This is a genomic window from Pectinatus sottacetonis, assembly GCF_015732155.1.
GTDB classification, from domain to species: Bacteria; Bacillota; Negativicutes; order Selenomonadales; family Selenomonadaceae; genus Pectinatus; species Pectinatus sottacetonis.
In genome coordinates this window covers 2,171,284-2,189,627 of the sequence record NZ_WIQK01000001.1, presented here as the reverse complement: position 1 = coordinate 2,189,627, position 18,344 = coordinate 2,171,284, and the positions used below count along the sequence as shown (strand labels likewise).

Genomic DNA, 18,344 nt, shown 5'->3' with positions numbered 1-18,344 from the left:
ACAAATGATTATAAAAACAACTTGCATATCCTTATAAATTGTTTAAAATTATTGTAAGTGGTAACATTTATCATTTTATGATATTATACTTGTGCAAATAATTTTATTATTATACATTTACTTACATTTAGGAGGATATGCATGAACCACCAAACAAAGATACCTTCTCATAATAACCAGAAAAATAATAACGGTTGGCAAAGAGCAGCTTTTATAACTACAGTTGTTCTTATAGTTATGATAGTCGGCGTTGGCTGTGGCTTTTTAACCGCAACAATAAATACGAAACCTGGTATGATTGATGATATTACCCCTTCAGCTTCTTCACAAATATATGATGTTCATGGTACATTAATAACGAATATCCACGCGGTAGAAAATCGTGTTCCCGTCCCATTAGCAAAAATTCCGCTGAATTTACAAAACGCTTTTATTGCTAACGAAGATGCACGCTTTTATGAACATTTTGGAATTGATCCACGAGGTATCCTGCGTGCTTTATGGGCCAACATTACCAATCATGAAATAGCCGAAGGTGGCAGTACTATCACTCAGCAACTAGCTAAAAATGCTTACCTGACACAGGACAGGACAATAAAACGAAAAATACAGGAAGTATTTTTAGCATTACAACTTGAACATAAGTATACCAAGCAGGAAATATTAGAAAAATATCTCAATCAGATATATTTCGGTCAAGGTGCTTATGGTGTTCAGGCAGCAGCGCAGACCTACTTTGGCAAAGATGTATCCAAACTCGATTTATCAGAATGTGCCATGCTTGCCGGTATTCCCAGAAGCCCCAATTATTATTCTCCCCTCGATAATCCCAAGGCAGCCAAACAAAGAAAAACTGTTGTTTTAGAAGAAATGCTAAAACATAATTATATTACCAACAGTCAATTCCAGCAGGCCAATAATGAAGCACTAAAGCTGCATCCTAAGAAAAGTACAGCAAATTTTAAAATTGCCTCTTATTTTGTCGATTATGTCACACAGAAACTTATTGATAAATACGGTGCTGATAAAGTATATAAAGAAGGTTTGAAAATATATACTACACTGGATTTAAATATGCAGCGTGATGCTGAAGCCGCCATGAAAAAACTGCCCAATTCCCGCAAAGATAAAAATGGACTGGAACAACCACAGGGAGCTTTAATCGCCATAGATCCTCATACTGGTTATATAAAAGCAATGGTTGGCGGTCGTGGCACAGATAAATTCAACCGGGCTACCATGGCTGTCCGTCAGCCTGGTTCGGCATTTAAACCTTTTGTATTTGCCACTGCTTTTGAAAATAACATGAGCCCAAACACGTTAGTAGATGATGCTCCCATAAAAATTGGTTCATGGCAGCCGCAAAACGATGAGCATACTTTCAGCGGACTTGTCAATATACGCCAGATAGCTACACATTCAATAAATATCCCAACAATAAAATTAGCTTATTCACTTGGCATAGACAGGGTATTAGATACTGCCCAAAAGCTCGGCATTTCTACTCTGGTATTAGATGGTGCCAGCAATGACCGTAATTTGGCAGCAGCACTAGGTGGTCTCACAAAAGGTGTAACTCCATTTGATATGGCTGCTGCTTACAGTGCTTTCGATAACGACGGAGTATATATAAAACCAACACCAATTATAAAAATCGTTGACCGTAATGGTAAAGTAATTGAACAAAATCAGCCTGAAAAACATCAGGCAATAACCCAGCGCAGTGCCCATCTTGTAACCAGCATTTTGCAGGATGTTATTACCCATGGCACAGGCCGGGGTGCCAACATAAACCGTCCCGCTGCCGGTAAAACTGGGACAACTGATGATTATAAAAATGCCTGGTTTGTCGGCTACACCCCTGAATTAGTCACCGCAGTATGGGTGGGTTGTGACGACAATACAAAAATGCCTGGAATGTATGGAGGAACAGTCCCTGCCACTATTTGGAAAACATTCATGACCAGCGCTCTAGCTGCTGTCAGACCAACTGCTTTTTCGCAACCAACATCACTCTCTTCAGGCGGCAATATTGCGCAAGTCCGTACTAGTATGGATAAAAACGAAACTATAAAAAAAGCTGATGATAACGATAAATTAAAAAAGGGCGATAACAAAATGAAAGATTCCGCTAAGATAAAAGATAATATGGATAAGGCTAAAAACAAAGATAAAAATAAAACTGACAAAGAACAAAATATGCCTTTACCAGAAAATATTGATATCCCACCTGAACCCGGTGAACAGAGCGGTAAAGGAAAAAACTAATTTATTTAGGAGGTTTTTAGTTGAATATATATGATACATTAAAAGAACGCGGTTATATCGCCCAAGCCACACATGAAGAAGAAATAAGGCATCTACTGGATACAGAAAAAATTACTTTTTACATTGGTTTTGACCCGACAGCTGACAGCCTGCATGTAGGTCACTTCCTAGCCATGATGATAATGGCTCATATGCAAAAAGCCGGCCATAGGCCTATTTGCCTCATCGGCGGTGGAACAGGCACCGTAGGTGACCCTTCAGGAAGAACTGATATGCGCCAAATGCTTACAGATAAAATGATTGAACATAATTGTAATTGTTTTAAAAAACAAATGCAACGGTTTATTGATTTTAGTAATGATAAAGCTTTGATCGTAAATAACGGCGAATGGCTGCGGAAATTAAATTATATAGAATTATTGCGGGATATAGGCCCTCATTTTTCGGTAAACAGGATGCTGACTGCTGAATGTTACAAACAGCGTATGGAAAAAGGTTTAACGTTTTTAGAATTTAATTATATGATCATGCAGGCTTATGATTTTATGGAACTTAGCCGTCGTTATAACTGTAAAATGGAAATGGGTGGCAACGATCAATGGTCGAACATTATTGCCGGTGTTGAATTACTGCGCCGCAAATATGAAAAACCTGCCTATGGACTCACTTTCACTCTGCTGACTACAAGTGAAGGGAAAAAAATGGGCAAAACAAGCAAGGGTGCGCTATGGCTTGATCCCCAGAAAACTTCTCCATATGATTTTTATCAATATTGGCGTAATGTAAATGATTCCGATGTAAAAAAATGTCTGGCATTACTAACCTTCCTGCCAATGGATGAAGTAAACCGCTTAGGCAGCCTGAAAGGCAAAGAAATCAATGAGGCCAAAAAGATCCTTGCCTATGAAGTTACTAGGATAGTACACGGGGAAAAAGAAGCCCAAAAAGCAGCAGAAGCTACCAAAGCCCTCTTCAGCGGTCAGGGTACTTTAAGCAGCGTACCAACTATACTAATCAGCTCGTCATGCCTGGGCAGTAAACTTTTAGATGTTTTAGTAAAAGAAAAAATATTTACTTCAAAAGGCGAGGGTAAAAGACTTATTCAGCAAAACGGCTTATCTATAAATGATAAAAAATTAGGTGATATTGATAAAATCTTATCTACAGATGATTTTCCCGATAATGCATGTATGATAAAAAAAGGTAAGAAAAAGTATTATCGCTTAATTTTAAAATAATATTAATAATGTTTTTATACTTGTAACCACTATCAGTATAAAAACATCAACTATACTAAAATTTATGAGGTGTAATAATGTCAGGACATTCAAAATGGGCAAACATAAAAAGAAAAAAAGGGGCCAATGATGCCATAAGGGGTAAAGTAACCACTAAAATAGGCCGTGAAATAACTATTGCTGTACGTATGGGCGGAAGTGATCCTATCGGAAACATGCGATTAAAATTGGCATTATCAAAGGCTAAGGCCAATAATATTCCCAAAGATAACATCCAGCGAGCCATCCAAAAGGGTCTTGGTGCATCAGACGGAAATAATTATGAAGAATTTGTTTACGAAGGCTACGGTCCCGGCGGCAGTGCTGTTATGATCGACATAATGACAGATAACCGCAATCGTACCGCTGCTGATATCCGTCATTTATTTGTCAAACATGGCGGAAATCTTGGTGAAACCGGATGTGTAGGTTGGATGTTCCATCAAAAAGCTGTTTTTATTATCGATAAAGAAACCTTTGACGATGAAGAAACACTTATGATGCTGGCCCTAGACGCAGGTGCTGAAGACTTCAAGGCAGAAGATGATTCCTTTGAAATCACAGCTGCACCTGATGATTTTGATAAAATTGCCGAAGCCCTGGAAAAAAATAATATTGAAACAGTTCAGGCAGAAATAACAATGCTTCCTGACACAACCGTAAATCTCACAGGAAAAGATGCCGATAAAATGCTCAAGCTAATTGATGAACTTGAAGAACATGATGATGTACAGAATGTTTATGCCAATTATGAAATAACTGAAGAAGCATAATCGATGCTGGCATTAGGTATTGATCCAGGAACAGCAATATGTGGTTATGGTTTCGTTGAAATGACCGGCAGTCGTTTAAAAGCAGTCGAGTATGGTGCCATAACCACCAGCTCTAAAGCCAGACCACAGGACAGGCTGCTGACAATCCACACACAGCTTACTCTTTTAATAAAAAAATATTCTCCTGATGTTATGGGTGTAGAACAATTATTTTTCAACCGCAATGTTACAACAGCCATTCCTGTTGGACAAGCACGCGGTATTATTTTGCTGACAGCTGCACAAAACAACATTGAGCTTGTCGAACGTACTCCCTTACAAATAAAACAGTCCGTCGTCGGCTATGGCAAAGCAACAAAAGAGCAAGTTATATATATGGTACAAAAAATACTTCATCTGCCAAAGGCTCCCCATCCTGATGATGTTGCTGACGCATTAGCGGCAGCAATCTGCACAACACATTGCATGAATAATATAATATGGCGTAACAGCTGATTAAGGAGGCTATATGATAGGTTACTTGCATGGAAAAGTCACCAGACTTTTCGCTGACTCTTGCTTTATCGATGTAAATGGTATCGGCTATAGAGTCTTGATCGCTTCATCAACGCGTTCCCAGCTTCAACTGGATCAAGAACTGACTATGTATACTTACCTTAATGTACGCGAAGACGCCTTGCAATTATATGGTTTTTCCACCCAAGCCCAGTATGATGTATTCAGCAGCCTTGTTTCTGTATCTGGAATCGGCCCCAAGGCTGCATTAAACATCTTATCTGTAATGACAACAGAAAAAATTATCTGGGCCATACAAAATAAACAGGCTTCTTTATTAACAGCAGCACCAGGCATTGGCAAAAAAACAGCCGAACGTATCACGTTAGAATTAAATGATAAACTGGGCAGTATTGTCAATGACCATACTGCTTTTGAAAATGAACCAGTTACTAATCAGACTTCCCCTGACATCTGGACAGATGCTAAACAAGCTTTAACATCTCTAGGATATACTTCACAGGAAATAACAGCTGTTTTAAAAAAAGCCCATCATTTAAAATCCACCGAAGAAATAATAAAATTTGCCTTAAAAGAATTAAGCATATAAATCTATATCATATTACAAAACATTTTATCACTCTTTTTATATTTAAATATTTTCAGACTATAATGATACTGTTGTAGTTTTGTCATCTTCCGTAAACAACCAATAACATCAGCTATTTGACTAATATTATCTATTTATATTGAAGGAGGTATTCTGTGCTTGCCATCAAAAGTTCTGAAAATATTCAAATAAAATATGCCTCATCTTTAAAACAGAAGAAATATCGTGATGCAGCAAATCTTTTTCTTATTGAAGGTACCAGATTAGTTGAAACAGCTGTGGAAAGCAATGCCGTCATAAAAAAATGTTTTTGTACTCCTGCTGCTGCCGCTAATAACAGAGCTGCTGCTATAATAGAAAATCTAGCACAGAAGAATTGTCCCATCTATGAAGTTAGTGAAAATATCTTCCACAAACTATCTGATACAAATTCACCTCAGGGAATTATAGCTGTTGGAGAAAAAACTTCTATTAATTTATCTACTATGCCTAAAACAAATAAAACTCCCATTTTTATAATTATGGATCAGTTACAAGATCCCGGAAATGTTGGTACGATAATCCGGACAGCTGATGCTACTGGTATAAATGGTATTATTTCCCTGAAAGGTACTGTAGATTTATTTTCTCCCAAAGTTGTAAGAGCCAGTATGGGTTCTATATTTCATCTGCCAATTATCGATAAAATAACTGTTGAACAGCTACAATTCTTTCTTCAAGAAAATCAACTCCAGCTATTATCAACAGTCATCTCTAAAAACGCTAAACCCTGTTTTTCCATAAACTATAAGATACCTTCAGCCATAGCTTTTGGTAATGAAGGTGCCGGTATTTCGCCTCAAATAAAAAAATTATCCGCGGAAAACATTTTTATTCCCATGTACGGACAAGCAGAATCATTAAACGCTTCTTGTGCTGCTGCAATAATAATGTACGAAATAATGCGGCAGAAACACTTTAATTGACAGGCATTTTGAACAATGTTATAATGCAAATGTAATATTATGAGTACGAAAGATAATCGCGGGTATCTATTGATATCTGAGGAAAGTCCGGGCTCCGCAGGGCAATATGCCGGATAACGTCCGGCAAGGGTAACCTTAGGGAAAGTGCTATAGAAATTTAAACCGCCTGTTTACAGGTAAGGATGGAAAGGTGCGGTAAGAGCGCACCAGCATACAGGTGACTGTATGGCTTTGGTAAACCCCATATGGAGCAAGACCGAATAGGGAAGGGATGAAGCTGCCCGCTGAGCCTTCCGGGTTGTGTCGCTGGAATTAATAGGCAACTATTAATCTAGATAAATGATTATCGCCGCTAAAAGCGGTACAGAACTCGGCTTATTGACTACTCATGATTATAAAAAAGCTGCCGTCAGGCAGTTTATTTTTTATTCTGGCTATAATTTAACCATTTCGTTTCTTATATTTTAGACTTATAACTAGTTATATTCCCATAGTATAATAGTTATGCTTTGGGAATATATTATTTTACTGGACAGCTGAACTTAAGTACAACTGTTCATCAAACGAAATTTTATTAAAGTCAATTAATATATCATAAAAAATAGAATTGCTATTATTTGATAACTGTATTATCATAAAAGGAGACATTTAACGTTGGATTATAATGATATTGCTAAAAAATTAAAAACAAATCTCAACGAAACTCGCTATCTTCATTCATTAAGCGTAAGTGATACTGCTACCACTCTGGCACAAAGATATAATATAGATCAGCATAAAGCAAAATTAGCTGGTCTTTTACACGATTGTGCTCGTGAAATTCCTACCAGTTCCCTCATAGACGCCGCTAAAGAATATCATATTCCCATTGGGCCAATCGAAACCTGCCAACCAATTTTACTACATGCTGCGCTGGGTGCTATATTGGCACAAAAAAAGTATTTGATCAATGATACAGAAATACTTGATGCTATAAAACTGCATACTACCGGTAAAGCTGATATGACTGATTTAGCCAAAATAATTTATTTAGCTGATATGGTCGAACCACATCGCCGATATGATTCTATTAACCATCTCCGTGATTTAATAAAAAACAGTACCTTAGATATAGTAATGATTGCCGCTTTTAGTGAATCACTTTCTTTTATAATAAAAAAAGGCCAGCTTATCCATCCGCAGACTGTATTAGCCCGGAATGCCCTAATAGCCAAAAATATTTGTCATGGCTAATGATAAAAATACTTCTTTCCCACAAAAAAAGCGCACAAGAATTGTTAGAAAAAGAAGACATCCTAAATTTCTGCGGATAATCCTGTTTTTAATATTATTAGGCTTTATTTTATTTGGTATCATGCGTGGTGTTCAGTATATATATAAAGTTAGTATAATCACTTATAATTATTTGGAAACATCTTATACCCAATATAAAACTGCCAAACAATTAAAAGAAAAAAATATTATGCCGGTTACTGTCCCTATTCAGTATAACGAAATAACAAATGTTTTATTTATTGGTATAGATAACTACAAAAATCTTAACAGTTCCGCTGATAGCTTAATGCTTTTTAGCATAAACCATACCACTGGGATTGTATCAGTATTAATTATTCCATCTAATACTGTAATTGCCCAAAATAATACCTCTTATATAACAGCTGCTTCTGTCCAGCAGCAAGGTACCCAGAAAACTCTGGATACGCTATCGCGCCTTTTAGACATTAGGATAAACCAATATGTCATCATGGATAAAAATACTTTTGTCCGTTTCATTGATATATTTAACAACATAAATATGTACATCGGTACCAATATGAACTATGATGATAAATCAGCTCATGTTTCCATTCATTTACAGCAAGGTTATCAGCATATTGATGGGCAAAAAGCTCTGGAATATTTCCAATATCGCAGTGACGACCTGGGAGATATTGGAAAAGCACACCGTCAGAAGGAATTCATGAAAAATTTCTTTACTGATATATTAACTTTTTCTTCTCTGCCCAAAGTTTTTTCTGTCGCCAGTATCATAAACAAATCACTTATAACCAATACTGCTTTATTAAGCTTTACAAATATATGCACTTATCTGCGGGCTGTATATAAGAATACTTTTATTATACAGACACTGCCAGGACATTTTTCTCCCGATGGAAAATATTGGCTGCCGGATAACATTTTAATAGACAGCCTTACCAAAAAAATGTTTTTATAAAAAATTTTACCATAGAAAGGAATGATTTTTATAATTAATCCCAAAACAAAAAACAAAAGAACTTCTATTGAAAAAGGCAAACTGATTAGCAAAGCCGCATATGATAAAAAAGGCCGGCAGATCTGCATAATGGATATGCATACATTAACAACTTCAACCGATTATTTTATTGTCTGCAGTGCCGGTTCAACTACACAGGCAAGGGCAATTGCTGATAATATTGATGATGAGCTCAACATCGCTGGTGAACATTTTATTCACAAAGAAGGATATAAAACAGGTGAATGGATATTACTTGATTATGGTGATTGTGTAGCTCACATTTTTACGGAAGAAAGTCGTGAATTTTATGGATTGGAAACCCTCTGGGGCGATGCGGAAATTACAAAATATGAAGACGAATAATTTTTCAGAAAAAACATTTAAAGCCAGTACTGTTGCAACATTAAAAGCTGTACGTAAAAATGAAATGGGTGTATTTTTGGATGCTCAGACAGGTAATACTTCCGATGACATTTTATTACATAAATCACAGCAAACTTCACCTGTAGATGTTAATGACACAGTAAAAGTCTTTCTCTACAAGGACCCTAAGGGACGTCTCACTGCCAGTATGCGTGTTCCTAAAATGAAGGAAGGCCAAATTGCCCGTTTAAAAGTTATTAACATCTCCAAAGATGGCGCTTTTCTTGATGTAGGAGCTGAACGCGGTATTTTTATGCCTTATGCAGGAATGCGTGGCAATCTAAAAATTGGTGACTATGTCTGGGCAAAATTATATACCGATAAATCAGGGCGTCTAGCTGTAACTATGAAAGTCGAAGATGAAATGAGACGTGCTTCTAAACCAGCAGCCGCATCCATAAAAATAGGCAGTACCATTGATGGATCGGTCTATAATATAACTGAAGAGGGAGCTTTTATCTTTACAACAGACAGAAATATTGCTTTCATTGCCGAAAAAGAAATGCCACAGCATCCTCATGTAGGAGAAGAAGTTTCTGCCCGAGTTACTTATATCCGCAGCGATGGTCGTCTTAATGCTTCACTGCGTCCTATAAAAGAAAAAGCTCTTTTTCTTGATGCAGCCTCCATATTAAAAGAAATTCAGCTCCACCAAGGAAAAATGCCTTATAGCGACAAAACACCACCTGAAATAATAAAAGAACGTTTTCATATAAGTAAATCAGCTTTTAAAAGGGCTGTAGGTCATTTATTAAAAACAAATGAAATTATAGAAAAAGATGGTTGGCTCATATTAAACAAACTACCTGAAAAATAATTATAATTATTTTTCAGAAGGATTTGTCATAAAATTACCGAATTATCAGGTAAAGAATATTTTATATCATGCGATGCATTATTGAAAACTTTCATTAATCATATGACTTATAAATCGGAGGTATGACCATGCAGAAATTAGAAGCGGATGTATTGGACAGCAACAAAAATAAAAAGGGGATTCTTTTAGAAAGCGGTACTAATGAATTTGAAATCGTTGAATTTAATATAGGAGATGTATATTACGGTATTAATGTGGCTAAGGTACGAGAAGTAATTACTCGTGTACCCGTTACTGCGATGCCATCCGCACATCCGTTTGTAGATGGTTTGTTTACACTTCGTGGACGAGCTATGCCCCTAGTGAATTTAGCCAGAGCAATAAATACTAAGGGATCTGATGACCCTAAAAATATAATTGTAACAGAAATAAATAATTATAATATTGGCTTTTTAGTGGACAGTGTATCCCGTATTCATCGTATCTCATGGAAAAATATGGAACCTTCCCCCGAAGTTGGCAATGAATCAATGATCGTTGGTGTTATAAAAATGACTGACAAAATAGTATTGCTGCTCGATTTTGAAAAAATAATCGCTGAAATCAACAGCGAAATCAATCAAAAATTAACTACTGTTGAAAAAGTTAACAGCTCTGTGGAATCAGAAAGAAGAAATAAACACATTGTTATTGCTGAAGATTCAAAAATGCTGCGTGACTTATTAGTCAATACACTGCATGAATCAGGCTACGAATTTGTACGTGACTTTGGTAATGGTAAAGCTGCCTTTGACTACCTTATGAGCTTAAAAAATGCTACTGGTTCTATAGATGATCATTTGAATATCATCATCTCTGACATTGAAATGCCTCAAATGGATGGTCATCGTTTGTTAAAACTCGTACGAGCTGATAAAGTTTTAAACAAAGTTCCTGTCATACTGTTTTCCTCACTAATAAACGATGAAATGCGTCAAAAGGGTGAACGATTGGGGGCAACTGCGCAAATTTCCAAACCGGAAATCGGACAATTGATATCATTGATGGACAACATCATTTTTAATAATAAAAAATAATTACAAATAAATTTTCCAATACTTTACTTTAATGTTATAATATTGAAGTAAAGTATTTTTTTATCCATTATGAGTGCATTTTTAGATATAAAATATAAATTTTATACTATTTATTTATATTTTATAAAAAAAAATAGTAAGATTATATCATTTCAGGACTAGAAAAAATATTCAAAACACGTTATAATATCACAGTGAGATTCCTCTCACAGAATAAAATTATCCATTGTATAAATACGGAGGACTTAAATTGAGAAAAAGAAAACAAATAATCAATAATAAAAATACCGGATTTTTCCTTGTAAAGGAAGATATTTTACCTACTGCCATAAAAAAAACAATAAAAGTCAATGAAATGCTCAAACGCGGCGATGCAACTACTATTAATGAAGCTATAGCTTCCACCGGGCTATCACGCAGCGCTTATTATAAATACAAGGACTCCGTATTCCCCTTTTATGAAGCGAGTCTTAACAAAATCGTGTCTGTATCTTTTATGCTTGATCATAAAAAAGGCATATTATCTAAAGTCTTAAACATCATCTCTTCTGATTCAGCCAATATTCTGACCATCAACCAGGGACTGCCGCTTCAGGGAATGGCCAATGTCACCTTATCCATTGAAACAGAAAATATGTCTATAGACTTAGAAGCACTTCTTGACAAACTACGTGTCGTTGAAGGTGTCCGTCGCCTTGAAATAGTGGGTCAGGCTTAATAAATAAAGCTGAAAGGATATCTTAAATGAGTAATGTTATAAAAATCGGTATTTTAGGGTGTGGTACTGTTGGCACCGGTGTCCTCAAAGTTTTAGCCAAAAATATGTCTGAAATAACCCCCAGAGTAGGCGCGCGAATTGTTGTTTCGCATATTCTCGTTCGCAACCTTGAAAAAAAACGAGATTTTATTACTGACGATATTAAGTTAACTAACAATTTAAATGATATCATCAACGATCCAGAAATAAAAATTGTAGTTGAGTTACTTGGCGGTATACATCCTGCCCGTGAATATATGCTGAAAGCAATGAAAGCCGGAAAAAATGTTGTAACTGCTAATAAAGATGTTGTCGCACAATTCGGCAAAGATATGTTTGATACAGCAGAAAAATATGATGTTGATTTTATGTTTGAAGCCAGTGTCGGTGGTGGTATACCTATTATTACTCCACTAAAACAATGTCTTACTGCTAATAAAATTTCAGAAGTTATCGGTATTGTTAATGGCACTACTAATTATATGCTTACAAAAATGAGTGAGGAAAACGCCAGCTATGAAGATGTATTAAAAGATGCCCAAAAAAAAGGCTATGCTGAAGCTGATCCTACAGCTGATGTAGGAGGTCTTGATGCCGCAAGAAAAACGGCTATATTAGCTTCAATTGCTTTTAACAGTCGTGTCAGTTTAGACCACGTGTCAGTCGAGGGAATAACTAATATAACCCTCGAAGATATAGCTTATGCCAGAGAATTAGGCTATACTATAAAACTTCTTTCTATCTGTCATGATGATGAAAAGGGTATAGATGTGCGAGTGCATCCTTCACTCTTACCTCAATCCCATCCGCTGGCCTTTGTACGCAATGAATTTAATGCCATATTCGTCCGCGGCAATGCTATCGGTGAAACCATGTTTTACGGTAAAGGTGCCGGTCAGCTGCCAACGGCCTCAGCAGTAATAGCTGATGTTATTGATGTAGCCCGTGATATAGTAAAAAACCGTTTTGGGCGTATACGCTGTACCTGTTATGAACATAAAAAATTCTGCCCCATTGAAAAAACTGTGTCATCTTATTATGTACGTTTACTAGTCGACGACCAGCCAGGAGTATTAGGTGCCATTGCAATGGCCTTTGGCCAGACAGGTGTCAGCTTACGCTCCGTAATCCAAAAGCGTAAAGTAAATCAAAATGCTGAGATTGTTGCTATTACTCATATAGTAGAAGAAGAAAAAATTCACAAAGCAGAAGCTATTTTAAATAAGCTGCCAGCTGTAGATAAAATCTGCAATGTCATCCGTGTAGAAAAAGAAGCAGCTCAGGAGGAATAATAGTTGGACAAAAGTGAACCCATACGAGTGAGAGTCCCGGCTACAACTGCTAACTGCGGTCCCGGTTTTGACACATTAGGAATAGCTTGTAATATCTATAATGAACTAGAACTAATTCTCCTAAAAGATGAAACACTAGATATAACGATTTCTGGTGAAGGAACTTCTTATCTTCCCGTAAATGAGAAAAATCTCATATGGAAAGTCATTAAAAAGCTTTTGGAATTGACGAAAGCTCCCTATAAAGGTGCTATTATCAAAATGCATAATAATATTCCTTTATCACGCGGTCTGGGAAGCAGTGCCGCTGCTATTTCAGCTGGTATACTTGCTGTCAATTATGCCCTTGGTGAACCATTCGGTAAACAAGAAATATTTGAGCTGGCGGCAGAAATAGAAGGACACCCTGATAATGTTGCTCCAGTCATTTTTGGCGGAATGACTACCAGCCTGACCTATAAAGATAAAGTCAAAACTTTTTCCTTTATCCCCAAAATTCCTTTAAAAATGGTTGTAGCCGTTCCTGAGTTCTTTTTAGCAACAAAAAAAGCCCGGGAAGTATTGCCAGTCAATATTTCAGTGAAAGATGCTGCTTTCAACATTGGCCATGTTTCCAGCCTTGTTGCTGCTATGTGCATGGGAAACACTGAAGTTTTGACATACGCCTTTGAGGACAAATTGCATCAACCTTATAGAGCTGATCTCATTCCTGGAATGTATGATGTTTTTGCTGCCGCCAAACATGCTGGCGCATTAGGTGCTGCAATAAGTGGTGCCGGTCCATCACTTATTGCTTTTACCATAGAAAATGAAACTACCATAGGACAGGCTATGGTAGATACTTTTGCTAAGCATAAAATTGATTCCCATTACTTAATACTAGACATAGATAAAAAAGGAGCCTGTCGCATTTAAACAACCTCACATCTTCCAAACCAATAATGTTTATTATTCTCCGCATATTAAGATGGTTAAATCTTTTTTAGCACAAACCTGACATTATTGAGGGGCATTATATATAATGCCCCTCAATAAAAAAGCAATGATTCTAAAGGAGATAATATTGACAGAAGATACATTTGTAAAAACAATTATAGAAAATAATGGTGAACTATATATTACAGGCGGCTGGGTCAGAGATATGATTGCCGGCAGGATTCCTCATGATAAAGACTATGTAATATGCAAAATGAACGAATCATTATTCTCCCAGCTCTTTCCCCAGGCAAAAAAAATAGGAAAATCTTTTCCTGTTTTTTTATTACATATTGATGGCAAAAACTGTGAAATAGCTTTTGCCCGTAAAGAAAAAAAAGTCGGCTCCGGTTATAAAGGTTTTATTCCTATATATAACGAAAAAATTAGCATTGAGGAAGATTTATTTCGTCGCGATACACGTTTAAACAGTATTGCCTTAAAACTTCCAGAAAAAACATTAATCGATCCTTTCAGCGGATGTACCGATATAAAAAACAAACTTATCCATGCTACTTCATATCATTTTGGCGAAGATCCAGTACGCGCCTTGCGGGCAGCACGTCAAGCTGCCCAGTTTTTATTTACTATTGATAATTATACATTGCAACAAATGGAAAAATGTGCTTTGGAATTAAAAGATGAACCGGGAGAACGCATTATAATTGAGCTGACAAAAGCTCTAAACACACCAATGCCATCTATTTTTTTCCGTTATCTGCAAAAATCTCATTTATTACATATTATTTTCCCGGAAATTTTTGCCTTGCGTGGACAAATCCAGCCTGCTTACTGTCATCCTGAAGGTGACAGCTTTGAACATACAATGCTTGTACTGGATCAAACAGCAGCAGTTACTTCCCATACTGCCGCTAGATTTGCTGCTCTTTGCCATGATTTAGGAAAAGGCCTAACACCTGCCAATCTGCTGCCACACCATTATGGACATGAAATAACAGGTTTGGCCGTTCTAAAAGCCTGGCAAAAAAGAACCACTCTGCCTAAGCAATGGATAAAAAGTGCTGCATTTGTTATAAAAGAACACATGCGGGCTGCGCGTCTGAGTAAACCAGGAAAAATTGTTGACTTAGTAAATTCCATAGAAAAAAATCCCCTGGGCATTGATGACTTCTGCCAAATAATAAAAATAGATAATAAGGAATTACCCTATTATTTAGAAAACATCCATGAACTCTTAGCTTTATTTCATTCTGTGGATATTAATAAACGTCCTGACCATATATGCGGTGCGCAGATTGCTATATGGCTCAGAAATCAGCAGATTGAAATACTAAAACGATTCATAAACTATAATTTGCAACTAAAAACTGGAGAAGATAAATGAAAATACTGGTCATAGGCGGAAAATCATATTACACACATTCTCTTATATATGCACTAAAAAAATTGCAGCATGACGTTTCTTTTTATCTGATAAATAATTTTACCGATAAGGTATCATGGATACAGCGAAAAAAATATTTTTGGGGCTGGGACAACGAAATTTTTAATCATTTTATCAAAAAAGAGAGCATAAATATTAAATCCCATTATGACCAATATAACCCTGATATAGTTATTGTATTTGACACTTATAGTATCTCAGATACAATTATTAAACATATGGGGATAACTAGCAAAGTAGTCATGTGGCTTATTTGCACTCTTAAAGAAGAAGCTTTTTATAATAAAATACATGGAAAGTTAAATTCTTTTGATGTTATATGCACCTATGAAGAGGATGATACTGTTTTTCTAAAAAATAATTTAACCACTAAAATATTGTTCTGTCCGGTAGGATTTGATGACCGGTTTTATAAAAAGGATGCTGCTCAACAACGTGACATCGACATTGTTTTTGTAGGCGTGCGAAGTAATCACAGATTAAATATCCTAGAAAAAATTGCTACATATGTTTATAAAAATAACCTGACAATGATAATATATGGTATCAGTTTTGAAGACAATGCCAGACATTTTTGGAAAAGGACCCATGAAAAACATAAATTTTTAGTAAAATATCCTTATTTAAGTAAATACATTGCCAATATTACCAATATCACTCCGGATAAGGTGGCTGAAGTATATCAAAAAAGCAAAATAGTATTAAATATCAATCGTACTGATTCTCTGGCGCTAAATCCCCGTACATTTGAAATTTTAGCAACAAATTCCTTTGAAATCATGGATAATCGCGATTCATACTGTGGATTGGTTACTCCCGGAAAAGACCTTGCAGTGTATTATGATGAAAATGATATAATCGACAAAATATCCTATTACTTAGAACATGAAACTGAAAGAAATGCAATAGCATCAAATGGCTATAATCAAGTCCATGATAATTTTACAATGGTGAATATTGTAAAAAAAATGCTGGATAAAATTTAGCTGTAAATAATAAAAACTTTATAATAAATAGGGGGGGACACCCAACGTGTTCCCCCTTATTTATTATAAAGTTTTTCCATATTCGTCTACAGCCAAAATTGCTTGTTTATATTTATTCTTATTCATTTCATAAGGGACATAATTCCATTCATTTATTTCCGGTGCCTTATCTACTATCGTATCAACTTCAGTTTTGTCTTTTATCCCAACTTCAGCCAAAGTTACCGGCAAAGCAAGCTTTTTATTGAATGCCGCTATTTTATTCCGCAAGTCTGTCTGTCCATCATAAGTAAGTAAAACCAGAACACCATATGCTACTACAGCACCGTGGCGATAATCATGTCCCTGCGGTAATACCATATATGAATTATAAAAACAATGTGCCAGCGAAGAATTATAATAATACTCTATTTTATTATTAACCGCTGAACAGGTGAGATTTGAAGCAATCCCTGTACTAATTATAATATCCAGCACTACCTGCGTAAATTCGTAGGACGGCTGTTTTTTACTTATAGCTTCAAGAGCTGCTTGACCATACTCCAGAAGTGGTCTGGTACAAGCAGTAGCTGCTTTATAGCCAATTAAAGGTGTGTGAAAGATATTTTTGTTTCTGACAGCCAGTTCCACTTCACATTCTTTAGAAAGAGCATCACCTATACCAGCCCATAGCAATTCTTTAGGTGAATCTGCAATAATTTTTGTATTTATAAACACATGGAGTGGACACTGTTTAGGAAAATAATATCGTGATAAAGAACCATCATCATTATATAAAACTGAAATAGCTGATGTAGGTGCACAGTTGGAAGCTACTGTAGGAAAAGAAAAATATGCTTTATTTAGTGTATCTGCAGCTGCTTTTGCCGTATCAATAGCCCTTCCTCCACCTACGCCAAATATAATATCAGCTTTTTTTACATGCTCATTGTCAATCATTCTCTGCACATTAGTTTCTGTAGAATTGCCGCCATACCATACAGTAGCTAAATGTATTAATCCTGCTTTCTGTATTGCTGACAGTAAATCAGGTTCAGCTTTTTGAAGTGCAGTTTTCCCTCCTATTATTGTAACTTTTCTGCCAAAATACTTCATAATTTGTCCTATTTCGTCATAGCATTCCGGACCCACACTATATTGTGGAAGGTAAACTGAATAATTTTCTCTCATAAATGGATAAACTTCTATTGAAGCCTATCTTTCATCTCCTTAACATCTATATTTATCACTTGCGTTTAGTTAATCATTATAACAGTAATGTGTAATATTGTAAAGACATATTTATTTTACAACTTAATTTATTATAAAATTATAAAAAATGTAAACTATTTAATATTTTTTAATTTTATCTATTGACTTTTAATAAAAATTATCTTATCATATGTACATCGTAACAAATGATATTAACAATCACATATGTGATTGTTAAATAATAAAGGAGAAGAATTATGTTATTAATTTTAATAATAGCAGGTATCTTAGCATGGGCATTGCAGGCAGTTTTTAATATTTACCAAATGAAAACCTTTTACCGGGAATTAAAAAAAATGCGGCGGATCAGCCGTGTTGCCATTGGCAGGAGCAAAGGAAAATTTCATGCTGGCATTTTTATACTACTGTGTATTGATGATAATTGCCGAATAATCTGCGGAAGAAAATTAGAAGGGCTGACTGTGTTTGCTCACTTCAGGGACTTTAATCTGTTGAATAATTTGATTTTGACTGACATAGATAAAAACTATTGTGCCAGATTCAACAAACAAACTTCCCATGCAGTTTTATCGGCTGTCAATGATTATAATCAATATATGACAAATGTTTCAGAAAAAGGACTCTGCACTGATACTCAGGTATAACTATTGTAGTGGTATATACTGGTTGAAGCTGTGAAATCAGCTGATATATTTTATTAATAATACAAAAGATCATTATTTCTAAATATCCTATAATTATTTATTAAAATGTATG

18 protein-coding genes and 1 other RNA gene are annotated in these 18,344 nt (G+C 35.7%); 18 read left to right on the top strand and 1 reads right to left on the bottom strand.

The window, feature by feature from the left end; all coding sequences use genetic code 11:
* Positions 1-141 precede the first annotated feature (141 nt).
* The 17 genes from I6760_RS10300 (at position 142) to I6760_RS10220 (ending at position 16,376) form a co-directional block, all read left to right on the top strand.
* On the top strand, positions 142-2,268 hold the full coding sequence (locus tag I6760_RS10300; protein WP_196594340.1) for a transglycosylase domain-containing protein: 2,127 nt from the start codon (positions 142-144) through the stop codon (positions 2,266-2,268).
* A 20-nt stretch (positions 2,269-2,288) separates the two neighbouring features.
* A complete protein-coding gene (gene tyrS / locus I6760_RS10295) occupies positions 2,289-3,506 on the top strand; it encodes a tyrosine--tRNA ligase (protein ID WP_196594339.1) in 1,218 nt (405 codons plus the stop codon).
* 77 nt (positions 3,507-3,583) lie between these two features.
* A complete protein-coding gene (locus I6760_RS10290; RefSeq protein WP_196594338.1) occupies positions 3,584-4,318 on the top strand; it encodes a YebC/PmpR family DNA-binding transcriptional regulator in 735 nt (244 codons plus the stop codon).
* A 3-nt stretch (positions 4,319-4,321) separates the two neighbouring features.
* On the top strand, positions 4,322-4,813 hold the full coding sequence (ruvC, locus tag I6760_RS10285; RefSeq protein ID WP_196594337.1) for a crossover junction endodeoxyribonuclease RuvC: 492 nt from the start codon (positions 4,322-4,324) through the stop codon (positions 4,811-4,813).
* Between the two features lie 13 nt (positions 4,814-4,826).
* Positions 4,827-5,423 (top strand): Holliday junction branch migration protein RuvA, encoded by a 597-nt coding sequence (gene ruvA, locus I6760_RS10280; RefSeq protein ID WP_196594336.1) that lies wholly within the window; start codon positions 4,827-4,829, stop codon positions 5,421-5,423.
* Positions 5,424-5,578: 155 nt separating this feature from the next.
* Positions 5,579-6,388: a TrmH family RNA methyltransferase gene (locus I6760_RS12970; RefSeq protein WP_196594335.1), complete on the top strand. Its 810-nt coding sequence runs from the start codon at positions 5,579-5,581 to the stop codon at positions 6,386-6,388.
* Between the two features lie 40 nt (positions 6,389-6,428).
* Positions 6,429-6,781, top strand: an RNA gene (rnpB, locus tag I6760_RS10270) — RNase P RNA component class A.
* A gap of 261 nt (positions 6,782-7,042) precedes the next feature.
* Positions 7,043-7,621, top strand: a complete 579-nt coding sequence (gene yqeK, locus I6760_RS10265) for a bis(5'-nucleosyl)-tetraphosphatase (symmetrical) YqeK (protein WP_196594334.1) — start codon at positions 7,043-7,045, stop codon at positions 7,619-7,621.
* Positions 7,614-8,603 carry an LCP family protein gene (locus I6760_RS10260; RefSeq protein ID WP_196594333.1) on the top strand — a complete coding sequence of 330 codons (990 nt, stop codon included), beginning with the start codon at positions 7,614-7,616 and terminating at the stop codon, positions 8,601-8,603. The genes yqeK and I6760_RS10260 overlap by 8 nt, the downstream gene beginning before the upstream one ends.
* A gap of 21 nt (positions 8,604-8,624) precedes the next feature.
* Positions 8,625-9,008 carry a ribosome silencing factor gene (rsfS, locus tag I6760_RS10255; RefSeq protein WP_196594332.1) on the top strand — a complete coding sequence of 128 codons (384 nt, stop codon included), beginning with the start codon at positions 8,625-8,627 and terminating at the stop codon, positions 9,006-9,008.
* A complete protein-coding gene (locus I6760_RS10250) occupies positions 8,995-9,885 on the top strand; it encodes a CvfB family protein (protein WP_196594331.1) in 891 nt (296 codons plus the stop codon). Before rsfS ends, I6760_RS10250 begins: the two co-directional genes overlap by 14 nt.
* A 128-nt stretch (positions 9,886-10,013) precedes the next feature.
* A complete protein-coding gene (locus tag I6760_RS10245; RefSeq protein ID WP_196594330.1) occupies positions 10,014-10,961 on the top strand; it encodes a chemotaxis protein in 948 nt (315 codons plus the stop codon).
* Between the two features lie 250 nt (positions 10,962-11,211).
* A complete protein-coding gene (locus I6760_RS10240) occupies positions 11,212-11,679 on the top strand; it encodes an ACT domain-containing protein (protein WP_231036237.1) in 468 nt (155 codons plus the stop codon).
* Between the two features lie 26 nt (positions 11,680-11,705).
* Positions 11,706-13,010, top strand: coding sequence for a homoserine dehydrogenase (locus tag I6760_RS10235; protein ID WP_196594329.1), 1,305 nt, complete (start codon positions 11,706-11,708; stop codon positions 13,008-13,010).
* A gap of 3 nt (positions 13,011-13,013) precedes the next feature.
* Positions 13,014-13,925 (top strand): homoserine kinase, encoded by a 912-nt coding sequence (thrB, locus tag I6760_RS10230; protein ID WP_196594328.1) that lies wholly within the window; start codon positions 13,014-13,016, stop codon positions 13,923-13,925.
* A gap of 148 nt (positions 13,926-14,073) precedes the next feature.
* Entirely contained in the window at positions 14,074-15,330 is a 1,257-nt protein-coding gene (locus I6760_RS10225; RefSeq protein ID WP_231036235.1) for an HD domain-containing protein, read from the top strand.
* Positions 15,327-16,376 (top strand): CgeB family protein, encoded by a 1,050-nt coding sequence (locus tag I6760_RS10220; protein ID WP_196594327.1) that lies wholly within the window; start codon positions 15,327-15,329, stop codon positions 16,374-16,376. The genes I6760_RS10225 and I6760_RS10220 overlap by 4 nt, the downstream gene beginning before the upstream one ends.
* 63 nt (positions 16,377-16,439) lie before the next feature.
* Here I6760_RS10220 and I6760_RS10215 read toward each other — a convergent pair whose 3' ends face one another.
* Positions 16,440-17,546 (bottom strand): iron-containing alcohol dehydrogenase family protein, encoded by a 1,107-nt coding sequence (locus I6760_RS10215; RefSeq protein ID WP_196594326.1) that lies wholly within the window; start codon positions 17,544-17,546, stop codon positions 16,440-16,442.
* A gap of 278 nt (positions 17,547-17,824) precedes the next feature.
* Here I6760_RS10215 and I6760_RS10210 point away from each other — a divergent pair, with 278 nt between their 5' ends.
* Positions 17,825-18,232 (top strand): transcriptional regulator GutM, encoded by a 408-nt coding sequence (locus I6760_RS10210; RefSeq protein ID WP_196594325.1) that lies wholly within the window; start codon positions 17,825-17,827, stop codon positions 18,230-18,232.
* Positions 18,233-18,344: the final 112 nt, after the last annotated feature.

Coding starts and splice junctions, on each gene's coding strand:
- I6760_RS10210 (WP_196594325.1), top strand. CDS start 17,825: ATGTTATTAATTTTAATAATAGCAGGTATCTTAGCATGGGCATTGCAG.
- I6760_RS10215 (WP_196594326.1), bottom strand. CDS start 17,546: ATGAGAGAAAATTATTCAGTTTACCTTCCACAATATAGTGTGGGTCCG.
- I6760_RS10290 (WP_196594338.1), top strand. CDS start 3,584: ATGTCAGGACATTCAAAATGGGCAAACATAAAAAGAAAAAAAGGGGCC.
- I6760_RS10250 (WP_196594331.1), top strand. CDS start 8,995: ATGAAGACGAATAATTTTTCAGAAAAAACATTTAAAGCCAGTACTGTT.
- rsfS (WP_196594332.1), top strand. CDS start 8,625: ATGATTTTTATAATTAATCCCAAAACAAAAAACAAAAGAACTTCTATT.
- I6760_RS10235 (WP_196594329.1), top strand. CDS start 11,706: ATGAGTAATGTTATAAAAATCGGTATTTTAGGGTGTGGTACTGTTGGC.
- I6760_RS10300 (WP_196594340.1), top strand. CDS start 142: ATGAACCACCAAACAAAGATACCTTCTCATAATAACCAGAAAAATAAT.
- ruvC (WP_196594337.1), top strand. CDS start 4,322: ATGCTGGCATTAGGTATTGATCCAGGAACAGCAATATGTGGTTATGGT.
- I6760_RS10260 (WP_196594333.1), top strand. CDS start 7,614: ATGGCTAATGATAAAAATACTTCTTTCCCACAAAAAAAGCGCACAAGA.
- I6760_RS10245 (WP_196594330.1), top strand. CDS start 10,014: ATGCAGAAATTAGAAGCGGATGTATTGGACAGCAACAAAAATAAAAAG.
- ruvA (WP_196594336.1), top strand. CDS start 4,827: ATGATAGGTTACTTGCATGGAAAAGTCACCAGACTTTTCGCTGACTCT.
- I6760_RS10220 (WP_196594327.1), top strand. CDS start 15,327: ATGAAAATACTGGTCATAGGCGGAAAATCATATTACACACATTCTCTT.